The sequence below is a fragment of the Delftia tsuruhatensis genome (assembly GCF_903815225.1).
Classification (GTDB): domain Bacteria; phylum Pseudomonadota; class Gammaproteobacteria; order Burkholderiales; family Burkholderiaceae_C; genus Comamonas; species Comamonas tsuruhatensis_A.
This window is the reverse complement of sequence record NZ_LR813084.1, coordinates 1,658,926-1,681,729: the sequence shown is the minus strand read 5'-3', so window position 1 is coordinate 1,681,729 and position 22,804 is coordinate 1,658,926. Positions and strand designations below refer to the sequence as shown.

18 protein-coding genes are annotated in these 22,804 nt (G+C 68.5%); 9 read left to right on the top strand and 9 right to left on the bottom strand.

Going from position 1 to position 22,804, the window contains the following annotated elements:
• Positions 1-50 precede the first annotated feature (50 nt).
• The gene (locus tag L1Z78_RS07615) at positions 51-3,077 is read right to left on the bottom strand and encodes a diguanylate cyclase (RefSeq protein WP_234640927.1); all 3,027 of its coding nucleotides are present in this window, start codon (positions 3,075-3,077) and stop codon (positions 51-53) included.
• Between the two features lie 139 nt (positions 3,078-3,216).
• A complete protein-coding gene (gene queG / locus L1Z78_RS07610) occupies positions 3,217-4,260 on the bottom strand; it encodes a tRNA epoxyqueuosine(34) reductase QueG (protein WP_234640926.1) in 1,044 nt (347 codons plus the stop codon).
• A 12-nt stretch (positions 4,261-4,272) separates the two neighbouring features.
• On the opposite strand from queG, the gene tsaE reads away from it, so the two are divergent.
• The 3 genes from tsaE to L1Z78_RS07595 all read left to right on the top strand — a co-directional run bounded on the left by tsaE (position 4,273) and on the right by L1Z78_RS07595 (position 6,681).
• The gene (gene tsaE / locus L1Z78_RS07605) at positions 4,273-4,800 is read left to right on the top strand and encodes a tRNA (adenosine(37)-N6)-threonylcarbamoyltransferase complex ATPase subunit type 1 TsaE (RefSeq protein WP_234640925.1); all 528 of its coding nucleotides are present in this window, start codon (positions 4,273-4,275) and stop codon (positions 4,798-4,800) included.
• On the top strand, positions 4,797-6,272 hold the full coding sequence (locus tag L1Z78_RS07600; protein ID WP_234640924.1) for an N-acetylmuramoyl-L-alanine amidase: 1,476 nt from the start codon (positions 4,797-4,799) through the stop codon (positions 6,270-6,272). Before tsaE ends, L1Z78_RS07600 begins: the two co-directional genes overlap by 4 nt.
• A 184-nt stretch (positions 6,273-6,456) precedes the next feature.
• A complete protein-coding gene (locus tag L1Z78_RS07595) occupies positions 6,457-6,681 on the top strand; it encodes a glycine zipper domain-containing protein (protein ID WP_016447665.1) in 225 nt (74 codons plus the stop codon).
• A 78-nt stretch (positions 6,682-6,759) separates the two neighbouring features.
• Here the strand turns inward: L1Z78_RS07595 and L1Z78_RS07590 are convergent, their stop codons facing one another.
• Positions 6,760-7,410 (bottom strand): DedA family protein, encoded by a 651-nt coding sequence (locus L1Z78_RS07590; protein ID WP_234640923.1) that lies wholly within the window; start codon positions 7,408-7,410, stop codon positions 6,760-6,762.
• A 224-nt stretch (positions 7,411-7,634) separates the two neighbouring features.
• Between L1Z78_RS07590 and L1Z78_RS07585 the strand changes: the two genes are divergently transcribed.
• Positions 7,635-7,892 carry a glycine zipper 2TM domain-containing protein gene (locus tag L1Z78_RS07585; RefSeq protein WP_234640922.1) on the top strand — a complete coding sequence of 86 codons (258 nt, stop codon included), beginning with the start codon at positions 7,635-7,637 and terminating at the stop codon, positions 7,890-7,892.
• A 147-nt stretch (positions 7,893-8,039) separates the two neighbouring features.
• Positions 8,040-10,064: a DNA mismatch repair endonuclease MutL gene (gene mutL / locus L1Z78_RS07580; RefSeq protein WP_234640921.1), complete on the top strand. Its 2,025-nt coding sequence runs from the start codon at positions 8,040-8,042 to the stop codon at positions 10,062-10,064.
• A gap of 16 nt (positions 10,065-10,080) precedes the next feature.
• Here the strand turns inward: mutL and L1Z78_RS07575 are convergent, their stop codons facing one another.
• Together L1Z78_RS07575 and L1Z78_RS07570 are read right to left on the bottom strand one after the other, a co-directional pair.
• Positions 10,081-11,079, bottom strand: coding sequence for a Bug family tripartite tricarboxylate transporter substrate binding protein (locus L1Z78_RS07575; protein ID WP_234640920.1), 999 nt, complete (start codon positions 11,077-11,079; stop codon positions 10,081-10,083).
• Between the two features lie 51 nt (positions 11,080-11,130).
• On the bottom strand, positions 11,131-12,354 hold the full coding sequence (locus L1Z78_RS07570; RefSeq protein ID WP_418921677.1) for a M20 aminoacylase family protein: 1,224 nt from the start codon (positions 12,352-12,354) through the stop codon (positions 11,131-11,133).
• 115 nt (positions 12,355-12,469) lie between these two features.
• Between L1Z78_RS07570 and L1Z78_RS07565 the strand changes: the two genes are divergently transcribed.
• The 3 genes from L1Z78_RS07565 (at position 12,470) to L1Z78_RS07555 (ending at position 14,303) form a co-directional block, all read left to right on the top strand.
• A complete protein-coding gene (locus L1Z78_RS07565) occupies positions 12,470-13,462 on the top strand; it encodes a LysR family transcriptional regulator (RefSeq protein ID WP_234640919.1) in 993 nt (330 codons plus the stop codon).
• A gap of 74 nt (positions 13,463-13,536) precedes the next feature.
• Positions 13,537-14,001 (top strand): hypothetical protein, encoded by a 465-nt coding sequence (locus tag L1Z78_RS07560; RefSeq protein ID WP_234640918.1) that lies wholly within the window; start codon positions 13,537-13,539, stop codon positions 13,999-14,001.
• On the top strand, positions 14,001-14,303 hold the full coding sequence (locus tag L1Z78_RS07555) for a type II toxin-antitoxin system RelE/ParE family toxin (protein ID WP_234640917.1): 303 nt from the start codon (positions 14,001-14,003) through the stop codon (positions 14,301-14,303). The genes L1Z78_RS07560 and L1Z78_RS07555 overlap by 1 nt, the downstream gene beginning before the upstream one ends.
• Before the next feature lie 21 nt (positions 14,304-14,324).
• On the opposite strand, the gene L1Z78_RS07550 is transcribed toward L1Z78_RS07555, so the two are convergent.
• The 4 genes from L1Z78_RS07550 to L1Z78_RS07535 form a co-directional block, all read right to left on the bottom strand.
• The gene (locus L1Z78_RS07550) at positions 14,325-15,782 is read right to left on the bottom strand and encodes an efflux transporter outer membrane subunit (RefSeq protein WP_234640916.1); all 1,458 of its coding nucleotides are present in this window, start codon (positions 15,780-15,782) and stop codon (positions 14,325-14,327) included.
• Positions 15,783-15,810: 28 nt separating this feature from the next.
• Positions 15,811-19,062, bottom strand: a complete 3,252-nt coding sequence (locus L1Z78_RS07545) for an efflux RND transporter permease subunit (RefSeq protein ID WP_234640915.1) — start codon at positions 19,060-19,062, stop codon at positions 15,811-15,813.
• 86 nt (positions 19,063-19,148) lie between these two features.
• On the bottom strand, positions 19,149-20,423 hold the full coding sequence (locus L1Z78_RS07540; protein WP_234640914.1) for an efflux RND transporter periplasmic adaptor subunit: 1,275 nt from the start codon (positions 20,421-20,423) through the stop codon (positions 19,149-19,151).
• 113 nt (positions 20,424-20,536) lie between these two features.
• Positions 20,537-21,397 carry an alpha/beta hydrolase gene (locus L1Z78_RS07535; RefSeq protein ID WP_234640913.1) on the bottom strand — a complete coding sequence of 287 codons (861 nt, stop codon included), beginning with the start codon at positions 21,395-21,397 and terminating at the stop codon, positions 20,537-20,539.
• A 175-nt stretch (positions 21,398-21,572) separates the two neighbouring features.
• Between L1Z78_RS07535 and L1Z78_RS07530 the strand changes: the two genes are divergently transcribed.
• The gene (locus L1Z78_RS07530) at positions 21,573-22,487 is read left to right on the top strand and encodes a LysR family transcriptional regulator (RefSeq protein WP_234640912.1); all 915 of its coding nucleotides are present in this window, start codon (positions 21,573-21,575) and stop codon (positions 22,485-22,487) included.
• Positions 22,488-22,804: the final 317 nt, after the last annotated feature.

Sequence of the window (22,804 nt, the reverse complement as noted above, 5' to 3'; positions counted from 1 at the left end):
CAGCGAGGCATAGGACCAGTCCTAGTCCAGGTCCTGGAGCGCGGTACGCGCTAGACCCTGGCAATGGCAGGCAACCGCTCGCTCCACAACGTGGACTGGTTGCGGCCATGGCGCTTGGAGAAGTACAGCGCGGCATCGGCCCTTTCCAGGCAGGCCTGGGCCGACAGGTCGCTGCATTGCAGCGCATACACACCCAGGCTGATGGTGATGCGCAGCTCCCCGGCCTTGCCCGCGTCGACGGTACGCGATGCGATGGCCTGGCGCAGTGCTTCCGCACGCCGCAGTCCCACTTCGGCATCGGTGTCCGACAGCAGGACGGCAAACTCCTCGCCACCCAGCCGGCCCACCATGTCTTCCTTGCGCATCTCCTGCACGACCGAGACCAGCAATTCCTTGAGCACGATGTCGCCGACCGCATGGCCGTATCCGTCGTTCACCTGCTTGAAGTGGTCTATGTCCAGCATGATCAGCGTGGAATGCTCCACCATGCCGCTGCGCAGGTGGACCAGCTCCATCTCCAGGCGCTCGATGAAGGCCCGGCGGTTCGGAATACCGGTCAGCGCATCGGTCAGCGCCAGGGTCTCGAGCTGGGACTCGCGCTGCTGCCGCTCGGTCGTGTCATGGAAGACCCAGCAATAACCGATGGAGTGATCCGCATCGCGCAGTTGCATGCCCTCGATCTCCACGTAGTGGCCATCGGGCAGTGCATGCAGCGAACGGCGGTCCACCGGCCCCGCGCCGAGCACGGCGGCCACGGAAGCAGGCAGCAGCCGGCTCAGTTCGGACATGTCCAGCCCCACCAGGTCCGATGGCTGCCTGTCCAGCCGCAGCGCGGCCGCCAGCATGCGGTTGGCAGCCACCACCTTGCGGCCTTGCACGTCGGTCACGAGAATGCCTGCGGGAAAGCGGTCGATGATGGCTTCCAGCCGGTGCTGGGTCTCGGCCAGCGCGGTTTCGGCGCGCCGGCGCGCATCGGTGTCGATCATGGTCCAGATGACGCGGCCATCATCCTCGTCGGGGTCCAGCAGGGAGCCCTGCATGTCGAACCAGTGGCCCGCTCCGGAGGGCATGCGCAGGATCCACTCGGTGCGTACCGTGCCCCGCGCGTTGAGCTGACCGTAGAGCTGGCCGAAGCGTTCGAAGCTCTCGTCGCTGACATGCAGGGCCCGGAACGACACGCCCGCCGGCAGCCGTGAGGTATCGATCTGGAAGGTCTGCACCGCGCGCTCGTTGGCGTAGAGTATCTCGCGCTGGGGGCCGGCCATCACGATGAGTGCGCTGCCCCGGTCCAGCAAGGCCTTGATCAGGCGGGACTGCTCCACCCGCTGCTGGATGTCGGTGTGCGTGCCCAGCATGCGCACGGGCCTTCCTTCGGCATCGCGCTGGGTGACCTCACCGCGCGACTCCACCCACAGCCAGCTGTCCGCAGCCGCCCGCAGCCGCATCTCCACCCGGAAATCGGCGCCGTCATCCAGATGCCGCTGCAGCCGCTCCAGCACACGGGCCCTGTCCGAGGGGTGCACCATGGCGCAAAAGGCGTCATAGCTCATGGGAAACTGCGCGGCATCGAAGCCCAGCATCTGGTAGCAGCGTGCATCCCACTGCACATGACCGCTTTCGCAGTCCCACTGCCACAGGCCGTCGCGCACGGCGCCCACGGTCAGGCGCAGGCGCTCCTCGCTGCTGCGGATCGACTCCTGCATGGCCTGGTCCCGGGTGACGTCATGCACATAGCCATGCCACAGCAGCGAACCGTCCTCCTCCTGCTGTGGCCGGGCATGGCCATGGAGCCAGCGCACGCCGCCATCCGGCCCGAAGACCCGGTACTTGTGCTCCCAGACCTCCCGGTCGCCCACGCTGGCCTGCACCGAAGCCGTCAGCGCCGGCAGGTCCTGGGGATGCACGCGCTGCAGCAGCTCGCCATCCATGGACAGGTCCGCGCCGGCCCTGGCACCATGCAGCTCGAAAAAACCGGGGCTGGTGAACGGGAACTGGAACTGGCCATCGGGGCCGATGCAGAACTGGAACAGCCCGCCCGGCACCTCCTGCACCAACCGTGCAAAGCGCCTTTCGCCCTGCAGCCGCAGCCGTTCGCTGAGCTGGCGCTGGCGCGCCAGCCACAGAGTCAACAGCACGGCCAGCAGCAGCACCGCCGTGCCGATGCCATTGCGCAGCAGGCCTCGCTGCAGGGATGCCTCCAGCGGCTCGAAGATCGCCTTCTTGTCCAGCCCGGCGCTGACGATCAGCGGATAGCCATCCACCCGGCTCCAGGCATACATGCGCTCCACGCCATCCACGGCGGATTCGGCCTCGTAGGTACCGCGCTCCAGGGCTGGAGCGAACAGCGACACCCGCACGTCCGACACGGAGCGCCCCATCACGGTCTCCTGGCCCTGTGAGCGCGACAGGTAGGCACCGTCGGTGCGCAGCAGCAGGATCACGTCGTTGGCACCATCGAAGATCGACTGGAAATAGCGCGAGATGTACTCGGGCGACAGGGAGAGCACCAGCACCCCCGAGAACCGGCCCTGGCGGTACAGCGCCCGGCTCAGTTGTATGGTCCACTTGTGGGAGACACGCCCCTGCACGGGACGGCCGATGAACATGCCCATGGTCTCCCGGTCGGCATGGACCTTGAAATGTTCGCGGTCGCGTATGGAAACCTTGGCGGCCTGGGTCTCCGAAGGCTGCTGGAGGTTGGAGTAGACGATATCCCCGTTCTCGTCGGCCACGGCAATCTGCAGGAAGGTTCCGGCCGGATAGGCATCGAACGTGCTTTGCACCGCGCGCCTGAAGCCCACGCCATCGCCGTCGGCATAGTCCGACTCCAGGCCGCGCATGGTGTAGTCCAGCCCCGACAGCAGGGTCTGCACCTGCACCGAGATCGCATGCGACATCTGGCCCACGCGCAGCCAGGTCTGTGCCTCGGTGAAACTGCGCTGCGTGCGATGGCTGTCGACCAGCACGGTCCAGTAGGCCACCGTCGCCAGCAGCACGCAGCACAGGCCCGCCCAGACGGCCACGGCGGTCTGGCTCAGCGACTCGGCCGACAGGAAGCGGGACAGGCTGCGGGGCATTTTTGCGCGCATATCAAGCATCATGTTGAGTCACACACGGGCCGTGCGTCCCCGCGGTCGGTGGCCGCGGCAGCCCGCCGGGCTGCATCCTGGGAGACGCGACGATTGTTCCACACACAGGCCAGCCGCATGCATGGACTCAGTCCGATCTTTGCGCCAGCGCCCATCCCACATGCTCGCGCACGATGGCATCGGGATGCCCCGCCCGGCTGACCAGTGCCTGCCGCAGCGCGGCGTCACCGCTTTCGCGCCAGGCGTTGCCCAGCGCCACGGCCACGTTGCGCAGCCAGCGCGCATGGCCGATGCGGCGGATGGGGCTGCCTTCGGTCAGGCGCAGGAAGGTGGGCTCGTCCCAGGCGAAGAAATGCACGAGCTGCGCACCCGTCAGCACCTCGCGTGCATCGAAGTCGGGCAGACGGCTGGGCTGGGCGAACTTGTTCCAGGGACAGGCCAGCTGGCAGTCGTCGCAGCCATAGATGCGATTGGCCATCAGCGGCCTGAACTCCTCGGGGATGGAGCCCGCATGCTCGATGGTCAGGTAGGAGATGCAGCGCCTGGCATCGACACGGTGGGGTGCGACGATGGCCCCCGTCGGACAGGATGTCATGCAGGCCGAGCAGCTGCCGCAGTGCGCCGTGACCGGCTCGGTGGGCTCCAGCGCCAGGTCCACATAGATCTCACCCAGGAAGAACATGGAGCCCGCCTCGCGGCTGAGCACCAGGGTGTGCTTGCCGCGCCATCCCTGCCCGCTGCGGCTGGCCAGCTCGGCCTCCAGCACGGGAGCGGAGTCGGTGAAGGCGCGATGGCCGAAGGGCCCGATTTCCAGGGCGATGCGCTCGGCCAGCTTCTGGAGCCGGTTGCGCAGTACCTTGTGGTAGTCCCGGCCCCGGGCATAGACGGAGACGATGGCTTCCTGCGGCCGCTGCAGGCGCCGCCACTCCACCGCCTGCCAGTCGGGCGGCGTGCCGGCTGGCAGATAGTCCATGCGCGCCGTGATCACGCTGACCGTGCCCGGAACCAGTTCCACGGGCCGCGCCCGCTTGAGGCCATGGGCCTGCATATAGTCCATCCCGCCATGGAACCCTTGGGCAAGCCACTGCATCAAACCCGGCTCGGCGGACGACAAATCCACTCCAGCCACGCCAATTTGGGAAAATCCCAGCTCGCGGGCCCAGCCTTGCATCAAAGGAACCAATTGACTGCTGCACAACATACTCCCTCGATTGTAGGAAACGGACAGCCTCGGGAGCCGGGCTTCGCCGGACACCGCTGGACATGGCATGGCGAGGAAGATACGCAGCGGTTCGCGCAGCAACTGGCCGCGCAGCCTGGCCTGCGCAACGCCTATGTGACGCTGCACGGCGACCTGGGCGCGGGCAAGACCACCCTGGTGCGCCACTGGCTGCGCGCCCTGGGCGTGCAGGGCCGCATCAAGAGCCCCACCTACGCCGTGGTGGAACCCCACGAGGCCCCGGACCTGTCCATCTGGCATTTCGACTTCTACCGCTTCGACGACCCGCGCGAGTGGGAGGATGCAGGATTCCGTGATATTTTCGCCAGCCCCGGCCTCAAGCTGGCAGAATGGCCCGAAAAGGCTGCAGCGCTCACGCCTGCAGCCGATATAGCTATCCATATCGAAGCAATCGACGAGACGCAGCGCCAGGTCACCCTGCTGGCCGGCACACCCGTCGGACGCGCCGTGATCGAAGCACTCCAGGCATGAGCGACGCCCAATCCTCCTATCCCTACGGTCTTTCGCGCCGCAGCCTCCTGCAGGCCGGCTCCGTCGTGCTGCTGCTGGGCCGCCAGCACATCGCACATGGCGCCACCATCGTGGCCGTGCGCGTCTGGCCCGCGCCCGATTACTCGCGCGTGACCATAGAGTCCGACCGGCCGCTGGCCGCCAAGCAGTTCTTCGTGGACCAGCCTCCGCGCCTGGCCGTGGACATCGAGGGGATCGACCTCAATCCCGCGCTGCGCGAACTGGTCGCCAAGGTGCGGCCCGACGATCCCAACATCGCCTCCATCCGCGTGGGCCAGAACTCGCCCAGCGTGGTGCGCCTGGTCATCGACCTCAAGCAGCCGGCCAAGCCCCAGGTCTTCACGCTGCAGCCGGTGGCTGCCTACAGGCACCGCCTGGTGTTCGACCTGTACCCGGCCAAAGCCGTCGATCCGCTGGAGGCACTGATCAGCGAGCGCCTGCGCGACGCCTCCGGCGACGACACCGCCGTGGCATCCGCGCCCCCACCTGCGCCACGGCCCTCGGGCCCCAGCGCGCCTGCCGCCGATCCGCTGGGCGACCTGATCGCCCAGCACAGCAGCGGCCCGGGCGGCAAGATGCCCGCGCCGCCTGCCGTGGTCGCGCAGGCGCCCGCTCCTGCACCCCGCCCGCCGGCCCCCACGCCGACGCCGGCACCCGCTCCAGCCCCCGCGCCCGTTGCCGCGCCCAACATCGCCACCTCGCGCCAGACCGACCGCATCATCATCGTGGCGCTGGACCCGGGCCATGGCGGCGAAGACCCCGGCGCCACCGGCCCCAACGGCACGCGTGAGAAGGACGTGGTGCTCAAGATCGCCCATCTGCTGCGCGAACGCATCAACGACACGCGCATCGGCGGCAGCCCCATGCGTGCCTTCATGACGCGCGACGCCGACTTCTTCGTGCCGCTGGCCACGCGTGTCGAGAAGGCCAGGCGCGTGCAGGCCGACCTGTTCATCAGCATCCACGCCGATGCCTTCACCACGCCGGCAGCACGGGGTGCCAGCGTGTTCGCGCTCAGTGACAAGGGCGCTTCCAGCACGGCCGCGCGTTGGCTGGCCAACAAGGAAAACCAGTCCGACCTCGTCGGCGGGCTGAACATGGGTTCTCAGGACCAGCATGTACAGCGCATGCTGCTGGACATGAGCACCACGGCCCAGATCAAGGACAGCCTGAAGCTCGGCGGGGCCCTGCTCGGCGAGATCGGCAACATGGCCAAGCTGCACAAGCCACGCGTGGAACAGGCCGGCTTTGCCGTGCTCAAGGCTCCCGACATTCCCAGCGTGCTGGTGGAGACCGCCTTCATCAGCAACCCCGAGGAAGAGGCCCGGCTGCGCAGCACGGCCTACCAGGTGCAACTGGCCGATGCGCTGATGCGCGGCATCCGCAACTACTTCGCGCACAACCCGCCACTGGCGCGCAGCCGCTCCGTCTGAGCCGGCGTCAGGGCCGCCCTGTCGGACGGCGAAGACCGGACACCTGCAACTCGCCCGTCGCCAGCTCGGGCAGCTCTCCTACCGCCGCCGCGGGTCTGAAATGAGAGCATGCAAACATGTTCCACACAGTGCTTGCACCTGACGCCATCGAAGGCAACCACGCAGGCCACGACAGGAGATGAACATGAAGACACGCCTCTACTCCATTGCCGCAGCCGCCGCCATCGCCTTGTTCTCGGCCGGCTGCTCCACCAACCCCAGCAATGCCCAGATCGGGACCGGCGTAGGTGCCGTGGCCGGCGGCGTGGTGGGTGATGCGCTGTTCGGCAGCACACTGGGCACGGTCGGCGGCGCGGCAGCAGGCGCGCTGATCGGCAACGAGGTCGGCAAGCGCAACGACCGCCGCTGAGTGCAGCCCTTAGGGGCACGAAGCAAAAAGCCCCTCGGGCCCAAGGCCTCAAGGGGCTTTCTGTCGGGTACGGGCCGCTCAGGCAGCGGTCGTTGGCGCACGCCCCGCACGCCATGCGCCGAAGATGGCGATCAGGCCCGGCACCAGGATCAGGCCCCAGATGATCTTCTCCAGGTTCTCACGCACCCAGGGCAGATTGCCGAAGAAGTAGCCGGCCGCGCTGATGCCGAACACCCAGACGATGGCACCTCCCACGTTGAATGCAGTGAACTTTCCGCGATTCATCGCCGCCACCCCCGCCACGAAGGGTGCGAAGGTGCGAATGAAAGGCATGAAGCGGGCCAGCACGATGGTGATGCCGCCGTAGCGCTCGTAGAACGCATGGGCCTGGTCGAAGGCACGGCGGTTGAACCAGCGTGATTCCTCCCATTGGAAAACCTTGGGTCCGATGAAGCGGCCTATGGTGTAGTTGCACTGGTCCCCCAGCACGGCAGCCACCAGCAGCACGGTGCACGCGATGGAATAGTCCATGAGGCCGGCGCCGCACAGCGCGCCGACGATGAACAGCAGCGAATCGCCCGGCAGGAACGGCATGACCACCACGCCCGTCTCCACGAACACGATGAGAAACAACAGGGCATAGACCCAGGGACCGTAGGCCACGACAAAGGCCTCCAGGTGCTTGTCTATGTGCAGGATGAAGTCGATCAGGAACTGGATGATTTCCAAGGCAAGAGTCCTCCGCGGCGGGCGCCGCACCGGCCCGTACTGTACTGCGCGCTGCAGACTGCACGGAGCAAGTGCCCCCACCGCGTGGCAGGTACGTCATTTGTTACACCTCTTCATCAATCCATACCAAAAACTCACAGGCACGTCAGGTTTTTGCAGGCAAAGTCCGGGAATGGGCAGGCAAGGCCTGCCCCCATCCCGCAAACACAAGAGGAAATGCATCCATGAACAAGCTCCGCTCATCTTTCGGCAAGTCCCTGACCCTCGCCGCCGTTCTGGTCGGCGCCCTGGCCCTGGGAGGCTGCGCCCACCGCCCCAACAATGCCCAACTGGGCACGGGCGTGGGTGCCGTGGCCGGCGGCGTGCTGGGCAATGCGCTGTTCGGCTCCACGCTGGGCACCGTGGGCGGTGCGGCGGCCGGCGCGCTGATCGGCAATGAAATGGGCAGCAACAGCGACCGCGCAGGCCGCCGTCGCCACTGAGGCATTCGCCCGGCACCCCGGCTCTGGCCTTTATGGCCGGGGTGTCCCTGGAGCCGCTTTCGCGGCTCCTTTTTTTGGGGTGTTCAGGTCGCGTCAGCGCATTCCCACAGGCGCGAAGCGGTGCAGTCCACCGCCTAGAATTACCGCGTGAACGCATCCATTCCCACCCCTGACACCCCCGTGCGCCGCCCTATCCGCGATCTGCCCGATGAGCTCATCAGCCAGATTGCGGCCGGCGAAGTCGTAGAACGCCCGGCCTCGGTGGTACGCGAACTCGTGGACAACGCACTGGATGCCGGCGCCCGCCAGATCAATGTGCGGCTGCTGGCCGGTGGCGTGCGGCTGATCTCGGTGGAGGACGACGGCGGCGGCATCCCGCGCGACGAGCTGCCCGTGGCGCTGCGCCGCCATGCCACCAGCAAGATCACAGACCTGCACGACCTGGAGACCGTGGCCACCATGGGCTTTCGCGGTGAGGCGCTCGCGGCCATCTGCTCGGTGTCCGAGTCATCCATCCTTTCGCGCCCGGCCGGTCAGGATTCCGCCTACCTGCTCGATGCGCGCAGCGGCGAGCTGCGCCCCGCCGCCCGCAACCAGGGCACGACGGTCGAGGTCAAGGAGCTGTTCTTCTCCACGCCGGCCCGCCGCAAATTCCTCAAGAGCGACGCCACGGAGCTGGCCCACTGCATCGAGTCCGTGCGCCGCCACGCGCTGGCCCGCCCCGACGTAGGCTTCGCCATCTGGCACGAGGGCAAGCTCGTCGAGCAATGGCGAGCCGCCGGGAGCATGTCGGCCGATGCCTTGGCACAGCGCCTGGCCGATGTGCTGGGCGACGGCTTCGTGCAGAACTCCGTGACCGTGGACCATTGGTCGGGCGCTGTCCATGTCACGGGCCGCGCCGGCATACCCGATGCGGCGCGCTCGCGGCCCGACCAGCAGTTCTGCTATGTCAACGGCCGCTTCGTGCGCGACAAGGTGCTCACCCACGCATCGCGCAGCGCCTACGAGGACGTGCTGCACGGCCACAAGCAGCCCGTCTACGCCCTTTATGTGGAGATCGATCCCGCGCGCGTGGACGTGAACGTGCACCCGACCAAGATCGAGGTGCGCTTTCGCGACAGCCGCGAGGTGCACCAGGCCGTGCGCCACGCCATAGAGAATGCCCTGGCCGCCCCGCGCGCTGCGGCGGCCGCCGCCGCTGCCGCCGAGGAAGCCGCCCGCACCCCGGAGCTGGCCCCTGCCGCACCGGCCACCGCACCCAAGGTGGCGGCTCCCGCCTGGCCCCAGGCGCGCATGAGCTTTGGCGATGAACAGGGCGGTCACAAGGTCAGCAACATGGCGGGCCTGTGGGCACCCATGCGCGAAGCCGCACCGGCCCCCGTTGCGCTTGCTGCCCAGACGGCCGCGCAGACTGCCGGTGCCGCCGAAGTCGCGGTGGACAGGCCCGGCGTGCAATGGCCTGCCGGCGATGTGCCCGCCAGCTACGCACCCGCTGCACAGCCCCAGCCAGTCACCGTCTCCGAGCCTTCCCCTGCGCACTTCACGGCAGCGGCAGCGGACACCGCTGCCGCTGCCGAAGAAGCCATCTGGCCGCTGGGCCGCGCCGTCGCCCAGATCCACGGCGTCTACATCCTGGCCGAGAACGCCCAGGGCATGGTCGTGGTGGACATGCATGCGGCGCACGAGCGCATCGTCTACGAGCAGCTCAAGAATGCTGTCAATGCCTCGCAGCAGATCCCCAGCCAGCCGCTGCTGATCCCCGCCACCTTCGCCGCCACGCCCGAGGAAGTGGCCACGGCCGAGGCCCATGGCGACACGCTTCAGGCCCTGGGCATGGAGGTCTCCCCCTTCTCGCCCAAGACCCTGGCCGTGCGTGCCGTGCCCGCCACCCTGGCCCAGGGCGACGCCGTGGAGCTGGCGCGCAGCGTGCTGGCCGAACTGGCCCAGCACGACGCCAGCACCGTGGTCCAGCGCGCGCGCAACGAGATCCTGGCCACCATGGCCTGCCATGGCGCCGTGCGCGCCAACCGGCGCCTGACCCTGGACGAGATGAACGCCCTCCTGCGCCAGATGGAAGTCACCGAGCGCTCGGACCAGTGCAACCATGGCCGCCCCACCTGGCGGCAGATGAGCATGAAGGAGCTGGACGCGCTGTTCCTGCGGGGCCGCTGAAAGCCCCTGCCCCGCGTCAGTCGCGCATCCGGCCGAACGCCGCCAGCTGCTCGTACTTGCGATCTTCCTCGGCGATGAGCCGTGCCAGGTCCTCGTGCCCCGTGGCCGGTACCATGCCGGCATCTTCCAGGCGCTTGCGCACGGCGGGTTCTGCCAGCGCCTGCTGCAGCGCGGCGGTGATGCGCTGGGCCGTGGCGGCGGGCAGGCCGCGCGGTGCCATCAGCGCGAACCAGCCGACCAGTTCATAGCCGCCCAGCGCACCCAGTTCGGCCACGGCCGGCACCTGGGTCAGCGCGGCCAGGCGCCGGGCGCTGGTGACGGCCAGCGGCACGATGCGTCCGCCTTGCAGGAAAGGCAGGGCTGCCGTGGGCGAGAGCATGGCCAGGTCCAGCGTGCCGCCCGCCAGGTCGCTGGTCAGCGGCGCCACGCCCTTGTAGGGCACATGCGCGATGGAGACGCCCGCGCGCTGCTTGAGCAACTCGCCCGCGAAATGCAGGGTCGAGCCCACGCCCGAGCTGCCATAGCTGAGCTTGTCCGGCTGGCGCCGCGCCAGTTCCAGCAGTTCGGCCAGGCTCCTGACGCCCAGGCCCGGACGCGCGACCAGGACCAGCGGGCTGGTGGCGATCAGGCCCAGCGGCGTGAAGTCGCGGCGTCCGTCGTAGCGCTGGGCGGGATTGACCAGCCGCGTGGCCACCAGTTCGTTGCTGGCCCCCACCAGCAGCGTATGGCCATCGGCGGGAGCCGAGACCACGCGCTGTGCGGCGATGGCACCGGCTGCACCGCCCACGTTGTCCACCACCACCGTGGCCTTGAGGTGCGCGGCCAGCGCATCGCCGGTCACACGCGCGGCCAGGTCCACCGAGCCGCCGGCCGGATAGCCCACGACCAGCTTCACGGGCCGGGACGCAAAGGTGCCTTGCGCCATGGCCGGAACGGCCAGGCCCAGGGCCGCCGCGCCGAGAAGGCTGCGCCGGCTCGGGCCGGGGGCATGGGAAAAGGAAAATGCTGTGCTCATGGGGTCAATCACGGAGTGGGCGCGCAGGCGCAGTGGGAGAGAAAGACCGCCTCAGGCGGCGGACAGGAAGCGCCTGGCCAGCTTCACCCAGTAGGTGGCCGCCAGCGGCAGGATGCGGTCATTGAAGTCGTAGCCGGGGTTGTGCACCATGCAGCCTCCCGTGCCATGGGTCTCGCCCACGCCATTGCCCACGATCAGGTAGCTGCCCGGGCATTGTTCGAGCATGAAGGAAAAGTCCTCGCTGCCCGTCAGCGGCTGCAGGTCAGGGATCAGCGCCTGCTCGCCCAGCCAGTCGCGCGCCACTTCGCGTGCCAGCACCGTGCTGGCCACGTCGTTGACCAGGGCCGGGTAGCGCCAGCGGTAGTCGACCTCGGCCTGCACGCCCAGCGTGGCGGCCTGGGCCCGGGCCAGTTCGGTGATGCGTTCGCGCAGCAGGGCACGCACCTCGGGCCGGTAGGCGCGCACGGACAGGCGCAGCTCCACCTCGCCGGGGATGACATTCGGTGCATCGCCGCCATGGATGGCGCCCACGCTGACCACGGCCATGTCACGCGGATCGACATTGCGCGAGACCACGGTCTGCAGCGCCAGCACCAGGTGGGCCGCCGCCACCACGGGATCGGCCGACAGATGGGGCGCCGAGCCATGGCCGCCCTTGCCGCGCACGGTGATGACGACCGTATCCGACGAGGCCATGAACGAGCCCTCGCGAAAGCCGAACTGGCCTGCGGGAAAGCCCGGCATGTTGTGCAGGGCAAAGATGGCGTCGCAAGGAAAGCGCTCGAACAGGCCATCCTCGACCATCTTGCGGCCGCCGCCCAGGCCTTCCTCGGCGGGCTGGAAGATCAGGTGCAGCGTGCCATCGAAGCCCCGCGCCTCTGCCAGTTCGCGCGCCGCCGCCAGCAGGATGGCCGTATGGCCGTCATGCCCGCAGGCATGCATGCGGCCCGCATGGTGGCTGGCGTACGGCAGGCCGGTCTGCTCGTGGATGGGCAGCGCATCCATGTCCGCGCGCAGGCCCAGGCGACGCGCTCCCTGGCCGCTGCGCAGCGTGCCCACCACGCCCGTGCCGCCCAGGCCACGGTGCACCTCGTAGCCCCAGGAGGCCAGGCGCTCGGCGACCAGGTCACTGGTGGCGAATTCCTCGAAGGCCAGTTCGGGATGGGCGTGCAAGTGGTGGCGCAACTCCACCATCTCGGCTTCGGTGGCACGGATGCCGGGCAGCACGGGATCGGTGCCACCGGGCGCGGGAGAAACGGGCAAGTCGTGGTTCATGGCGCCAGAGTCTAGGAAGCGGGACCACCGCACAAAAGACCACCTGCGCTTGCCCCGCCAGGCATGGCTGGTCATCCCCCATGCGGGAATGGCACGGAACCTGCAAGATCGGGCCATGACCTCCCTGCCCTCGACCGCTGCCGCTCCGGCCATGAAACTGCACCAGATGCGCTACCTCGTCGCCGTGGCCGGCTGCGGCAGCGTGCGCGCCGCATCGCGGTCGCTGGGGGTCACCCAGTCGGCCATCACCCAGGCCCTGCGCGAGCTGGAGGAAGGCCACCGGCTGGCGCTGTTCGAGCGACAGAGCAGCGGCATCGCCCTCACGCCCGCAGGCCACGCCCTGCTGCGCCACGCCCAGCTGATCACCGCCCAGATCGCCCAGGCCGAGGACGAAATGGCGCGGCTGCGCGGCCACGGCGCCGCCACCCGCCTGTCCGTCGGCGTGACGCCCTGGGTGGGCCAAAGCCTGCTGCCGCATGTGCTGCGCTCCTTCCGCGCCGAACTGCCGCAGGTCCGGCTGGAGCTGTTCGAAGGCCTGTCGGCCGTGGCCCATCCCCGCCTGCGCGAGGGCACGATGGACCTGCTGATCGGCCGTGTGCCGCAGGGGGCATCGGCCGGCGACCTGCATGGCATGCCGCTGCTGCGCTACGAGGCCACGGTGGTGGCGCGCGCCGGCCATCCGCTGGCCGGTGCGCGATCCCTGGCCGCGCTGACCGACTGCGACTGGCTGCTCAACTACACGCCGCCCGAGGAAGAAGCGCTGGTGCAGCGCATCTTCCTGCGCCACGGCCTGCCCGTGCCCGCGGGCCGTATCCACCTGGTGCACTCCGCCTCGCTGCTGCTGCATCTGGTCGCGCACAGCGACATGCTGTCGTTCTGCCCCTGGCCATTGATCGAGTGCAGCGCGCCACAGGGCCGCATCGTGCCGCTGGCCCTGCGCGAGCAGTTCGAGCCGCACACGGTGGGCGTGGTCCAGCGCGGCCATGGCCGCCTGCCCTGGCCGGCCGAGCGCTTCGTGCACCACCTGATGGAGCAGGTCCGCGCCTGCCGCCACAGTCCGGACCCGGTGCTGCAGCGCGTGTTCCGCTCCATCGACGTGCTGGCCTGAGTGCGGTAAAAATTGCAGATCAATTGTTATTCATGCACACTATCAACAATTGAACCCAGCTTGCAGAGATGGCCATGGACACACTGACCCTTGAACAATTGCGGACCACCACGGATGCGGGTGGCGTTGCGGGCGTCACGCTCAAGGCCGAAGGCGGCGACTTCATCGTGCAGATCGAGACGCTCAAAGGTGGCGAAGCAGTGCTCGCCAAGGCCCGCAGCACCGAGCCCCGGCGCTTCGGCAACCCCGTCCAGGCCCTGGGCTTGCTACGCGAGCTGGGTCTGACGGTGGGAGCCTTCAATGTCGAACACTGGAACCCGGATGACAAGTCCACCGCCCGGGCGCGGCCCGATCGTGCCCTGGCGCTCCGGCGCACGCACCAGGCGGCGGGCTACGACCAGTGGTTCCGGGCCCAGGTGGAGCAGGGACTGACAGAGGCAGATGACGCGGAAACCAGCTGGATCTCGCAGGAATCCGCCAAGAAGGACATGCAGCGCCAGCGTGAGGTGCTGCAGGCCCGGGCCAAAGGCACCCGGTGATGGAACTGGCATGGACACCACGCGCCCAGCGTGACCGACAGGCCGCCATCGACTACATTGCCCAGGACAACCCCATCGCCGCCCTCGGCCAGCTCGACGAGATCGAACGGCAGACCGACATGCTGGTGCAGCACCCCCGCATGGGAAGGCCCGGCCGGGTGGACGGGACCTTCGAGCTGGTCATCAGCCATACCCCCTTCATCGTGGTGTACCGGCTCAGGCCAAAGGCCCGGCGCATCGAACTGATCCGCCTGCTGCACGGCGCCCAGTGCTGGCCGCCGGCCCAGGACGCGGGGCCATAGACCCGGACTGGCGGCTGCCGTTCACCGCCCCCCGGCCTGCGCCAGCGCCTGGGCGGCAGGCACATCCCAGCCCCCGCCGATGGCCCGGATCAGCCCCACGGCCGCCTGGTACTGCGCGGACTTCACCTGCAGGGCCTGGCGCCGGTTGCGCAGTTCGCTGCGGCGAGCGTCCAGCAGGTCGAGCTGGCTAACGTAGCCGTTGCGGTAGCGCGTGTCCGACAGACTGGTGGCGCGCTGGGCCGCCACCACGGCACGGGCCTGCACGGTGGACTGCTCCTGCAGTATGCGGATGGAGGACAGCTGGTCCTCCACCTCCTGGAAGGCCACCAGCGCCTGCTGGCGGTAGGCGGCCAGCGCGGCATCGAGCTGTGCGCCTGCAGCCTGCACGCCGGCCTCGCGCCGGCCGCCGTCGAACAGCGGCAGCGACAGCAGGGCGCCCACGCCCCAGGAGCGCATGGACCACTTGAACAGGTCACCGACCTCGGGCGAGGCATGGCCTGCAGCGCCGGTCAGCGAGATGCTGGGGAACCATGCCGTCTTCGCCACGCCCACGCGCGACTGTGCCGCGAACACGGCGCGCTGCGCGGCCGAGATATCGGGCCGGCGCATGAGCACCGTGGCCGGCACGCCCGCTGGAATGGAAGGCAGGGCCGTGGTCCAGGCGCCTTCGCCCAGGCCGAAGCGCGAGGCGGAGTCGCCCACCAGCACGGCCAGCGCATGCTCGACCTGGGCGCGCTGGCGGTCCAGTGCCAGCGCGTCCGATTCGGTGGCGGACAGCTCGGCCTGGATGCGGGCCACGTCAAGCTCGGCAATGTCGCCGGCCTGCAGCCGGCGCTCGGACAGGCGCAGCGTGTCGCGGTAGGCCTCCACGGTCTCGCGCATCAGGGCGCGCTCGGCATCCAGCGCGCGCAGCTGCAGATAGGTCTGCGCCACCTCGGCCTGCACGGCCAGCCGCGTGCTTTGCAGCAGGGCCTCGCGGCCCTCGGCGTCCAGCCGCGATGCGTCGGCCGCCTGGGAAATGCGGCCGAACAGATCGACCTCATAGGACAGGTTCAGCCCCGCATTGACCAGGGTGGCAGGCCGCGTGCCCGATGCCTTGTCCAGCCCCGCGCTGCGCGTGGCACCTGCGCCCAGGCCCAGCTGCGGCAGGCGGTCGGCATTGGCGCTGCGCGCCAGGGCGCGGGCCTCGGCCAGGCGTGCGGCTGCGGCCTGTATGCCCTGGTTGTCCAGCGTGGCCTTGTCCACCAGCGCGTCCAGCGCCGGGTCGGCAAAGGCCAGCCACCATTGGCCGCGCGCCTGGGCTTCGGCAGGCAGGGCCTGCGTCCAGCCCGCCTGCGGCGCGGCGCCCTGCTCCTTGAAGGCGGGTGCGGCCGGCAGCTCGGGCAGGCTCTGGGACACGCTGGCGCAGCCGGCCAGCGCCAGCGCCGCCACCAGGGGCAGCAGGCGCCTGGGCAGTTTCGAAAGCGATGGGATCTTCATGATCGGTTCCTGTTCTTGTGATGTGGGCTCATTCATGCTCGCCACGCGCAGCAGAGGGCATGGGCAGCGCGCCGCCACCCGAGGCATGGCCGTGGGCGGGTGCATGTGCAGGGACCTCTTCATCCATCTCGGGCCCATGCTGCTTGAGCGGCCGGTTGCCTGCCAGGCGGCGCATCAGCACGTAGAACACGGGCGTGAGGAACAGGCCGAAGGCCGTCACCCCGATCATTCCCGAGAACACGGCCACGCCCATGGCGCGGCGCATTTCCGAGCCGGCGCCCGTGGACAGCACCAGGGGCAGCACGCCCATGACGAAGGCCAGCGAGGTCATCAGGATGGGGCGCAGGCGCAGCCGGCTGGCCTCGATGGCGGCCTGTATGGGCGTGCGGCCCTCGAACTCAAGCTCGCGCGCGAACTCCACGATCAGGATGGCGTTCTTCGCGCTCAGCCCCACCAGCACGATGAGCCCGATCTGCGTGAAGACATTGCTGTCACCGCGAGAAAGCCACACGCCGGTCATCGCCGCCAGCAGCCCCATGGGCACGATCAGGATGATGGCGATGGGCAGGGTCAGGCTCTCGTACTGCGCGGCCAGCACCAGGAACACCAGCAGGATGGCCAGCGGGAACACGATCACTGCCGAATTGCCGGCCAGGATTTCCTGGTAGGTCAGGTCGGTCCATTCGAAGGCTATGCCCTTGGGCAGGGTCTCGGCCGCGATGCGCTTGATGGCGTCCTGCGCCTGGCCCGAAGAAAAGCCCGGTGCTGCACCCCCGTTGATGTCGGCCGTGAGGTAGCCGTTGTAGCGCATGGCGCGCTCGGGGCCGAAGCTGGAGTCCACCTTCATCAGCGCCGACAGCGGAATCATCTCGCCCGAACTGGAACGCACCTTGAGCATGCCCACGTCCTCGGCACGCGCGCGGTAGGGTGCGTCGGCCTGCACGCGGACGCTGTAGGTGCGGCCGAACTTGTTGAAGTCGTTCGCATACAGGCTGCCCAGGTAGATCTGCATGGTGTCGAAGATGTCCGTCACCGGCACGCCGAGCTGGCGTGCCTTGGTACGGTCGATGTCGGCGTACAGCTGGGGCACGTTGACCTGCCAGCTGGTGAACATGCCGGTCAGCTCGGGCGTCTGGTAGGCCTTGGCCATGAAGGCCTTCACGGCCGCGTCCATCTGGTCATAGCCCAGCGAGGCGCGGTCCTCCAGCTGCAGCTTGAAGCCGCCCGTGGTGCCCAGGCCTGCCACCGGCGGCGGCGGGAACATGACGATGAAGGCGTCCTGGATGCCTGCGAAGGCCTGGTTCAACTGGCCGGCCACGGCGCCGCCGCTCTGGTCGGCTCGCTTGCGCTCGTCAAAGGGCTTGAGCGTGGCGAAGACGATGCCCGAGTTGGAGCTGTTGGTGAAGCCGTTGATGGACAGGCCCGGGAAGGCGATGGTGTCCTCCACGTTGGGGTTGTCCTTCATGATCTCGCCCATGCGGCGGATCACCTCGTCCGTGCGGTCCAGCGTGGCGCCGTCGGGCAACTGGGCGAAGCCGATCAGGTACTGCTTGTCCTGCGCCGGCACGAAGCCCGAGGGCACGGCCTTGAACAGGCCGAAGGTCACGGCGATCAGCGCCAGGTAGATGCCCAGCATCAGCGCCTTGCGCGATATCACGCGGCCCACACCGCCGCTGTAGGCCTCGGAGCCCCGGTGGAACATGCGGTTGAAGCCACGGAACAGCCAGCCGAACGCACGGTCCATGCCACGTGTCAGCGCGTCCTTGGGCGCATCGTGGCCGCGCAGCAGCAGGGCCGCCAGCGCGGGCGACAGCGTCAGCGAATTGATGGCCGAGATCACCGTCGAGATGGCGATGGTCACCGCGAACTGCTTGTAGAACTGGCCCGTGAGGCCGCTGATGAAGGCCAGCGGCACGAACACCGCGCACAGCACCAGGGCGATGGCGATGATGGGCCCGGACACTTCGCGCATGGCGCGGTAGGTGGCGTTGCGCGGCGTGAGACCGGCCTCGATGTTGCGCTCCACGTTCTCGACCACGACGATGGCGTCATCCACCACGATGCCGATGGCCAGCACCAGGCCGAACAGGCTCAGCGCGTTGATGGAAAAGCCCAGCAGATGCAGCACGGCAAAGGTGCCGATCACCGAAACCGGCACGGCCAGCAGCGGGATGATGGAGGCGCGCCAGGTCTGCAGGAACAGGATCACCACCAGCACCACGAGCACGATGGCCTCCAGCAGCGTGTGCACCACCGATTCGATGGAGGCGCGCACGAACTGCGTGGGGTCGTAGGCGATGCGGTACTCCAGGCCCTCGGGCATGTTCTTGTTCAGGGCCTCCATGGTCTTGCGCACATTGGCCGAGATCTCCAGCGCATTGGAGCCCGGCGCCTGGAAGACGCCCATGCCCACGGCCGGGTCGTTGTTCAGCAGCGAGCGCAGCGAATAGTCGGCCGCGCCCATCTCCAGGCGGCCGATGTCGCGCAGGCGGGTCACGGCGCCGTCGGCGCCGCTCTTGACGATGATGTCGCCGAAGTCCTCCTCGCTCTGCAGGCGGCCCTGGGCGTTGATGGACAACTGCATGTCCACGCCCGGCAGTCCCGGCGAGGCGCCGACCACGCCGGCCGCAGCCTGCACGTTCTGGCCACGGATGGCGGCCACCACATCGCTGGCCGACAGGCCGCGCTGCGCCACCTTCTGCGGGTCCAGCCACACGCGCATGGCGTAGTCGCCGCCGCCGAAGATCTGGATCTGGCCCACGCCCTCGATGCGCGCCAGCGGGTCTTTCACGTTCAGCACCGCGTAGTTGCGCAGGTAGTTGATGTCATAGCGCTGGTTGGGCGAGACCAGGTGGACCACCATGGTCAGGTCGGGTGCGCTCTTGACCGTGGTGATGCCCAGGCGGCGCACCTCTTCCGGCAGGCGCGGCTCGGCCTGCGAGACGCGGTTTTGCACCATCTGCTGCGCCTTGTCGGGGTCGGTGCCCAGGCGGAAGGTGACGGTCAGCGTCATCACGCCGTCGCTGGTGGCCTGGCTGCCCATGTAGAGCATGCCTTCGACGCCGTTGATCTGCTCTTCCAGCGGCGTGGCCACGGTCTCGGCGATCACCTTGGGATTGGCGCCCGGGTACTGGGCGCGCACCACCACGGACGGCGGCGCGACCTCGGGGTATTCCGAGATCGGCAGCCCGCCCATGGCGATCAGGCCGGCGATCAGCATCAGCAGCGAAAGCACGCCCGCGAAGATCGGCCGGTCAATGAAGAATTTGGATAGGTTCATGGTGTTTGGCTCCGCCACGGCAAAGCGCGGCCCATGCCGCATGCGGTCAGGCGGCATTTCAGAGGCAGGAAAGGTGTGCGGCTAGATCAGGACTTGGTTGCGTCAGCCACTTGTTCGGCTGCCTGCCGGGTGCCAGGCTGGCGGGCATCGGCCCGCGCATCCATGGACACTTCCTTGGGCGCGACCAGGGCGCCGGGGCGGATGTGCTGCAGGCCGTTGACCACCACGCGCTCGCCAGGCTGCAGGCCCTGGGTCACGTTGCGCAGGCCGTTGACCGAGGCGCCCAGCACCACCTCGCGGTAGACGGCCTTGTTGTCGCCGCCCACCACCATCACGTACTTCTTGCTCTGGTCCGTGCCGATGGCGCGCTCGCTGACCAGCAGCATGCTGCTGTTGCGCGCCTGGCCCATGCGGATACGGGCGAACTGGCCGGGCATGAGGGCGCCATCCTTGTTGTCGAAGGCGGCGCGCACGCGCACCGTGCCGCTTCGGGCATCGACCTGGTTGTCGATCAGTTGCAGCCGGCCCTCGAAAGGCGTGCTGCCGGCCGTGGCCGTGCCCATCTGCACGGGAATGCTGTCGATCCTGGCGCGGTTGCCAGCGCCGCCGTCCAGCTCCTTGAGCGCACGCGTGATGACCTGCTCATCGGCATCGAAGCTCGCATAGATGGGGCTGACCGAGACCAGCGTGGTCAGCACCGGCGCGCCCGGGCCTGCGGCCACCAGGTTGCCCACGGTGATCTCGCGCTTGCCGATGCGGCCCGACACGGGGGCGCGCACCTGGGTGTAGCCCAGGTTCAGCCGTGCCGATTGCAGGGACGCCTGGGCCGCGCGCAGATTGGCCTCGGCCTCGCTGCCCGCATTGATGCGCTCGTCCAGCTCGCGCTGGGCAATCGCCCGCTCGTCCCACAGGCGGCGCGCGCGTTCCTGCTCGCTGCGCGCATAGGACTGGCGCGCCTGCGCCGAGGCCACCTGGGCTTCGGCCCGCTCGACCTCGGCGGCGTAGGGGGCCGGGTCGATGGTGATCAGCAGATCGCCCTGCTTGACCAGCGCGCCTTCGCGAAAGTGCACGGCCTGCACGGCACCGGCCACGCGCGAGCGGATGTCCACGCGCTCCACGGCTTCGAGGCGGCCCGAGAACTCGTCCCAGGCGGTGACCTCGCTTTCGGCGACCGTGGCCACCGACACGGGCGTGGCGGCGGGCTGGGCGCTGGCGGGCACGTCATCGGCCTTGGCCTCGATGCCGTGCAGGCCGAACAGGCCGGCGCTGACGGCGAGGATGGCCGCAGCGGCGGCAGGCAATCTCCAGCCCTTGCGCTGGGCGGAGACGGAAGAAGAGGACGAGGTGGATTCGGTGGACATGGTGTTTTTTGGGAAATTCAGGGAACACGATGCCCGCCCGGCGCCTGAACGCGCCGGGAAGGCGGAAGGGAAAAACGGGGCAGCAAGGTTCGCCGGCTGCGGCGGCGCGGGGCCTAGCCCGGTGCTGCGGGCTTGTTCATGGTGGCCTCGAAGAAGTCATGCACATGCAGGGACACGGCGGCGCTGCAGGCCGTACAGGCCTCGGCCTCGGACAGGGCCTGCGGCCAGTTCGACGCGCTGGGCAGCACATGGCTGCTGGCCGCCACCCCGGCCGCGCGCAGGCGGGCCGCATAGGCCTGGGCCTCGTCGCGCAGCGGGTCGTCACCGCCCACCAGCACCAGGGCCGGCGGCAGCTGGGCCAGGCGCAGCGAGCTGCCGGGCACGGCGTAGGGATGCATGGCGTCCTTGGGGCAGCTCAGGTACTCGCGCCAGCCCGTGGCCCAGCGGCATTCGCCAGCCTCGGGCGTGGCCTCGCGCTGCGAGGCCGTGCCGGTGCAGGGATCGAGCATGGGCGACACCAGGATCTGGCCCGCAAGCGGCGGATGGCCCCGGTCGCGCGAGATCACGGCCACGGCGGCGGCCAGGTTGCCGCCCGCTTCCTCGCCCGCAAGAAACAGCGGCGCGCCCTTGCCCGCCATCTTCACGCGGTGCTTGTACAGCCATTGCAGCATGGCGTAGCCGACCTCGATGGGCTGGGGGAACGGATGCTCGGGCGCCAGCGGATAGGCCAGCGACACCACGACGGCGCCCGCCTCCGCCAGCAGCCGGCCGATGTAGCGCCCGTTGTCCAGCGTGCCGCAGACAAAGGTGCCGCCATGGAAATGCAGCACCAGCGGCGAGACCGTGCCGGGCCTGCGCTGGCCATAGGCGCGCGCAGCCACGGTGCCGTGCTCGGGCAGCTCGATGGAGAATTCTGTTTCGGCAATCTGCGCCCCGACGGCGGGGCCGTTCGGGAGCGACGGGGAAGTGGACATGGCGCGAACCTGCGGCAATGGTCGATGGTTGGAATATAGGCGGCGCCGGCCATGTCTGAAATAGCAACGCAGCCATCGCTCTGTTTCCGTTTCACGAACAATCGCCCGATACCGCGCATGTGAGAATTCCGCCGAGCCGGCATTCCCTTGCCGGGCGCTGCAGGAGCAACTTTCCATGGACCAGATCCAGGCCATGCGTGTCTTCGTCCGCGTGGTGGAAGCAGGCAACTTCACCCGCGCCGCCGATTCGCTGGACCTGCCCAAGGGCACGGTCACCAAACAGATACAGGCGCTGGAGGCGCGCGTGCGCGTCAAGCTGCTCAACCGCACGACGCGGCGCGTCACCGTCACGCCCGATGGCGCGGCCTACTACGAACGCGCGGCGCGCCTGCTCAACGACTTCGACGATCTCGAAGCCAGCATGGTCAACACCCAGACCGCGCCCAGCGGGCGGCTGCGGCTGGACGTGGGCAGCTCCATGGCCCGGTTGATCATCATTCCGGCGCTGACCGAATTCTGCGAACGCTACCCCGACATACAGATCGACCTGGGCGTGGGCGACCGCCTGGTGGACCTGATCAGCGACAACGTGGACTGCGTGATCCGCGGGGGCGAGCTCAGCGACCAGTCCCTGGTGGCGCGGCGCATAGGGTCGATGAACTGGGTCACCGTGGCCTCGCCCGCCTACCTGGCACGCCATGGCGTGCCCCAGCACCCGTCCGAGCTGGATACGAAGCACCAGATCGTCGCCTTCTTCTCGGGCCATACGCGGCGCATGTACCCGCTGGAATTCCACCGGGGCGATGAATCCATCGAGGTGGCGGGCAACTACCGCATCGCGGCCAACGACAGCAATGCCTACACGGCCGCCGTGCTTGCGGGCTTTGGCATCGCGCAGCTGGTCACGGCCTTTGCCCAGCCGCTGATAGACAGCGGTGAACTGGTGGAAGTGCTGCCCGAATGGACCCAGCCGCCACTGCCCGTGCATGTGGTCTACCCACCCAACCGCCACCTCAGCGCCAAGGTGCGGGCCTTCGTGGACTGGGCCGCCGACCTGTTCGCGCGGCATCCGCAGTTGCAGCGCAGCTGAGCGGCCCATTGCCAAAGCCTTGCCGCCGGCAAGGCCTTCCCGCCCGTCAGACATGTCGGCCGGCAGGGCTGATCCATGCCCATTCGCCATGCCCGCCCCCGCCACCGGATACGACCTGCATCGGTTCAGGCCATGGTTCTTCCTGCGTGAAGGGGTTCGCGGTCATGCACCAAATGTCATCACCCCCATTCTGAAAATGCACCCGAACACGGCATGAAGGCACCAGTCTTGCGCACGATTCACCAAAACGATGCATGAAGGCATAACTTTTTGGCATAATTTTGGCTGCACATTCCCTCAGCAGCCTGTTTTTTAGT

Bases quoted from the DNA above. Each gene is read 5' to 3' on its own strand.
- L1Z78_RS07545 (WP_234640915.1), bottom strand. From the start codon at position 19,062: ATGAACCTATCCAAATTCTTCATTGACCGGCCGATCTTCGCGGGCGTG.
- L1Z78_RS07530 (WP_234640912.1), top strand. From the start codon at position 21,573: ATGGACCAGATCCAGGCCATGCGTGTCTTCGTCCGCGTGGTGGAAGCA.
- L1Z78_RS07600 (WP_234640924.1), top strand. From the start codon at position 4,797: ATGAGCGACGCCCAATCCTCCTATCCCTACGGTCTTTCGCGCCGCAGC.
- L1Z78_RS07585 (WP_234640922.1), top strand. From the start codon at position 7,635: ATGAACAAGCTCCGCTCATCTTTCGGCAAGTCCCTGACCCTCGCCGCC.
- L1Z78_RS07575 (WP_234640920.1), bottom strand. From the start codon at position 11,079: ATGAGCACAGCATTTTCCTTTTCCCATGCCCCCGGCCCGAGCCGGCGC.
- L1Z78_RS07595 (WP_016447665.1), top strand. From the start codon at position 6,457: ATGAAGACACGCCTCTACTCCATTGCCGCAGCCGCCGCCATCGCCTTG.
- L1Z78_RS07565 (WP_234640919.1), top strand. From the start codon at position 12,470: ATGACCTCCCTGCCCTCGACCGCTGCCGCTCCGGCCATGAAACTGCAC.
- L1Z78_RS07535 (WP_234640913.1), bottom strand. From the start codon at position 21,397: ATGTCCACTTCCCCGTCGCTCCCGAACGGCCCCGCCGTCGGGGCGCAG.
- L1Z78_RS07615 (WP_234640927.1), bottom strand. From the start codon at position 3,077: ATGCCCCGCAGCCTGTCCCGCTTCCTGTCGGCCGAGTCGCTGAGCCAG.
- L1Z78_RS07540 (WP_234640914.1), bottom strand. From the start codon at position 20,423: ATGTCCACCGAATCCACCTCGTCCTCTTCTTCCGTCTCCGCCCAGCGC.
- L1Z78_RS07560 (WP_234640918.1), top strand. From the start codon at position 13,537: ATGGACACACTGACCCTTGAACAATTGCGGACCACCACGGATGCGGGT.
- L1Z78_RS07570 (WP_418921677.1), bottom strand. From the start codon at position 12,354: ATGAACCACGACTTGCCCGTTTCTCCCGCGCCCGGTGGCACCGATCCC.
- L1Z78_RS07550 (WP_234640916.1), bottom strand. From the start codon at position 15,782: ATGAAGATCCCATCGCTTTCGAAACTGCCCAGGCGCCTGCTGCCCCTG.
- queG (WP_234640926.1), bottom strand. From the start codon at position 4,260: ATGCAAGGCTGGGCCCGCGAGCTGGGATTTTCCCAAATTGGCGTGGCT.
- L1Z78_RS07555 (WP_234640917.1), top strand. From the start codon at position 14,001: ATGGAACTGGCATGGACACCACGCGCCCAGCGTGACCGACAGGCCGCC.